Origin of the sequence: Bacteroides reticulotermitis JCM 10512, assembly GCF_000517545.1 — a bacterium.
Classification (GTDB): Bacteria; Bacteroidota; Bacteroidia; order Bacteroidales; family Bacteroidaceae; genus Bacteroides; species Bacteroides reticulotermitis.
In genome coordinates, this window is the sequence record NZ_BAIV01000069.1 from 1 (window position 1) to 3,451 (window position 3,451).

The 3,451-nt window shown below is 32.0% G+C and carries 4 protein-coding genes; all 4 read left to right on the forward strand.

The window, feature by feature from the left end; translation table 11 throughout:
• The first annotated feature begins 370 nt into the window (after window positions 1-370).
• Window positions 371-616 (forward strand): LbetaH domain-containing protein, encoded by a 246-nt coding sequence (locus tag JCM10512_RS21740; protein ID WP_052517334.1) that lies wholly within the window; start codon window positions 371-373, stop codon window positions 614-616.
• Between the two features lie 14 nt (window positions 617-630).
• On the forward strand, window positions 631-798 hold the full coding sequence (locus JCM10512_RS24740) for an LbetaH domain-containing protein (protein ID WP_081741592.1): 168 nt from the start codon (window positions 631-633) through the stop codon (window positions 796-798).
• Complete coding sequence (locus tag JCM10512_RS20850; protein WP_044165852.1) at window positions 791-1,924, forward strand: polysaccharide pyruvyl transferase family protein; 1,134 nt, start codon at window positions 791-793, stop codon at window positions 1,922-1,924. Before JCM10512_RS24740 ends, JCM10512_RS20850 begins: the two co-directional genes overlap by 8 nt.
• A gap of 89 nt (window positions 1,925-2,013) precedes the next feature.
• Window positions 2,014-3,138, forward strand: coding sequence for a glycosyltransferase WbsX family protein (locus tag JCM10512_RS20855; RefSeq protein WP_044165854.1), 1,125 nt, complete (start codon window positions 2,014-2,016; stop codon window positions 3,136-3,138).
• Window positions 3,139-3,451 lie beyond the last annotated feature (313 nt).

Consider the following 3,451-nt stretch of genomic DNA (forward strand, 5'->3'; position numbering starts at 1 on the left):
TTTAAGGGCAGACTATGAAATAGCTCAACGTCCCAATGTTGATAAGGAAAAAATAATATCTCAAAATCTGTCTTTTTTGTTAATTGTAGAGAAAATATGTTCAATTAAGTTCTATCGGCATTTTTTTTCGATGAATGTTTATACTATTAAATTACACCTGAAGATTTTAAATTTAATAAAACATATATATAAATAGCGCTATGGCAAATTTTTTTGAAAGGATAATAAATCAGTTTAGATGGGTTTATTGGTCTAGAAGATTTGGTTCTGTTAAGACAAAAATAAATGCGGATTGGAAGTCTATTAATATACAAAATCCTGATAGTCTCTATTTCGGAAAGAATGTAGCATCGGTAAATATACCTATTTTTTGCCATGCAAATCACATTTAGGTAGTAAATATAATCCTCAAATAATAATAGGAGATAATTGTTGGATAGGTATAAGAAATAGCTTTGCTGCTATTGATAGAATTCAAATAGGAAATAATGTCTTATTTGCAGGATATGTTCATATAACAGACCATTCTCATGGATATGAAAATATTAGTTTACCAATTCGTGCGCAAACATTGATATCTAAAGGGCCTGTTATAATTGAAATGATTGTTGGCTAGGTTTTGGTTGTGAAATACTATCAGGAGTTCACATTGGTACACATTCAATTGTTGCTGCTAGAGCTGTGGTAACCAAGGATGTACCTTCTTACTCCATCGTGGCAGGTAATCCAGCAAAAGTTATAAAACGATATAATTTTGAAATAAAAAAATGGGAAAGGATGAAAATAAGCAATGAATAAATACGTTATAATATCCGGATTTAGTATCATAGATAATAATAGAGGAACTGCTGCATTAAGTTATGGATCTATTTCTTTTTTATATGAAAAAAAAAGACTTTCCAGAGACACTAAACTTGTGAGTTTTCGTTTTATAAAGAATTTTTTTAAGTCAGAAAATAGAAGGATAAAAGTTCAAAAGCTTGATGTCTCAGGTGTACAATGGGAATACCTCATTATTCCTGTTTTTTTTGTAGAAGGACTCTTGTTGAAATACTTCAACATTCGTTTGCCTTTTACTAAATTTGGTCGACTAACAAGACAAATTAAATATGTCGCTGCAATTAACGGTGGTGATGGTTTTTCAGATATTTATGGCACTACATCTTTCCTTAATCGTTTGTCTGATATTAATTTGGCAATGGCTCTTAATATTCCTGTAATTATTCTACCCCAGACTTTAGGGCCATTCCAAGATGATAAAAATAAAATTATAGCTAATCGCATACTCCGTTATGCTGATCAAATCTTTGTTCGCGATGATAAGTTTATTCATGAGTTAAGAAATATGAACTTGAAATATGAGCGGGTGAAGGATCTGTCTTACTATATGAAGCCACAACCTTTTGATATTGAAATCGAAACTAATGCGATCGGTATTAATGTTAGTGGTTTGACTTATAGTAATAAATTTCGAACTCTTTCAGGACAATTTGCTATTTATCCAGATCTTATAAACAGGCTTATTGCTTACTTTCAGCAAAAGAATATTCCAGTATATCTAATACCGCATTCATATAATTATCAGGAAGCAGAAGTTGCTAATGATGACTTGGAAGCAGCGAGAGATATTTATTCCAGATTGCAAGATAAAAGCAAAATTACCCTTATTGATCAAGACTTAACTTCTCCAAAAGTGAAATATGTCATTTCACAAATGAAGTTCTTTATCGGTACACGAATGCATGCTAATTTTGCAGCTATCTATACTGGAGTTCCACTGTTTGGGTTGGCATATAGTTATAAATTTCAAGGTGCTTTTGAAGCAAATGAAATTTATGATAGTACAATTATGATAAACAATATAAAAGCGAGAGATTTGGATTCTATAATAGAGAAAATAGTTGCAAAATATGAATCGATATAATTGCTTCTATCTTATTAAAAAATGTGGTTAGTTGAAATATCTTACTTTTTTGAGAAAGTATTATAGTTTTTTTTAAAATAAGTATAAAGATGAATAGTCTAGTTGCAAAAACGAAAGTTATAGCATTCTATCTTCCGCAATTTCACCCTATTCCTGAGAATGACATATGGTGGGGAAAAGGGTTCACTGAATGGACGAATGTTGGAAAAGCAAAACCTCTATTTAGAGGTCATAACCAGCCTAGAGTTCCAGCTGATTTAGGTTACTATGATTTAAGAATGCCTATTGTGCGAGAGCAACAGGTAGAACTTGCTAAGGAGGCTGGAATTACAGCTTTTTGCTATTGGCATTATTGGTTTGGAAATGGTAAACGCTTGATGGCTGATATTTTTGATGAGGTGTTAAACACAAATAAGCCAGATTTTCCTTTTTGTTTAGCTTGGGCTAACCACTCATGGTTTGCTAAAAACTGGAATAGCGATGGTACATCAACGAACAAGCTTTTGATGGAGCAAACATATCTAGGGATAGAAGATGAAAAACTGCATTTTGATTTCTTATTAAAAGCTTTTAAAGATCACAGATATGTGAAAATAGGCAACCGGCCTTTTCTTTTTATATTTGATCCAGTATCAATTCCTGATGAATATATTCGCAATTTTAAGCAATGGGCTAAAGATGTAGGATTTGATGGACTATATTTGGTTGCTAATATAACGACCCATTCTATTAGGAAAGAAGAACTATTGAATAGGGGATTTGATGCGGTAACTTATCAAAGGCTAGGAGGAATAGGTGATACTCAACTTAATCGATTTAGTAAAATGGAGCGAGGCTTTTTGAAGTTATATAAATATACAAAAGCATTTGTGCTAAGACGGCCTCCTCGAATGGTGGATTATAAAAAATATCATCTCTCTTTAATAACAGAAGAAGATAAGCTAGAAAATGTACTTCCATCTATTGTGCCACAATGGGACCATACTCCTCGTAGTGGATGGAATGGCAGTCTTTTCATTAATTCAACTCCAGAACTATTTTATGATCATGTTTTGCAAGCACTGAATGCTACTAAGGATAAGTCAACTAAAATTATTTTAGTAAAATCTTGGAATGAGTGGGGAGAAGGAAATTACATGGAACCTGATTTAAAGTATGGAAAAGGTTATATAGAAGCTTTGAAGGCTGCCTTAGACTCTTTTGAAGACGTTTAAAATGAAATATATATATTATTTGTTTTTTTCTATATTGTTATTGCCTAGTTTCTTCTGTTATTTGTGCAGTAGCGCAAAGACTAAATCTTTAATTCAACAAGATTTAATCGCATGGATATCATATAGAGGGTATTATATAAATAGAAAATTGTCTTTTGTGTTTCTAATGATAAAATATCCGGAATTTCGTTCAATATTTTATTATAGAATTGGGAAAGTAAAGGGCGGTTTATGTGGTCTTATTTTTCCTGGTAGGAGGAATTTGTATATTTGGACAAAAAAAAAAGGGCCAGGTTTATACATTGGGCATGGG

Bases quoted from the DNA above. Each gene is read 5' to 3' on its own strand.
- JCM10512_RS20855 (WP_044165854.1), top strand. From the start codon at position 2,014: ATGAATAGTCTAGTTGCAAAAACGAAAGTTATAGCATTCTATCTTCCG.
- JCM10512_RS20850 (WP_044165852.1), top strand. From the start codon at position 791: ATGAATAAATACGTTATAATATCCGGATTTAGTATCATAGATAATAAT.